1 pseudogene is annotated in these 215 nt (G+C 51.2%); it reads right to left on the bottom strand.

Features of this window, described 5'->3' with window-relative positions:
- A pseudogene (locus tag AF337_RS30020) lies at window positions 1-215 on the bottom strand (calcium-binding protein); the annotation flags it as partial.

Here is a 215-nt window from a genome sequence, read left to right as displayed (position 1 = left end):
GTCCGTCAACGCCAATGAGGCGGGATAATTGTAGGCCAGGTTGTTCGAGTAGACGATCTTATCAAAGCTTTCGAACTGTGCGCTTGAACCCGAAACCAAATATCCCGCCGTTTCAAGGACTTCGATGTTCTTGATCGTCAAGCCTCTTAGCTCAAGGGCTTGCAGAGTATCAATCCCGGCGCCGCCATCGATTGTTCCGGAAAGCAGTGGAGCTA

The organism is Rhizobium ecuadorense (assembly GCF_001187535.1).
GTDB lineage: Bacteria > Pseudomonadota > Alphaproteobacteria > Rhizobiales > Rhizobiaceae > Rhizobium > Rhizobium ecuadorense.
Note: the sequence above shows the minus strand (reverse complement) of the source record. Positions and strands in the feature narration are given on the sequence as shown.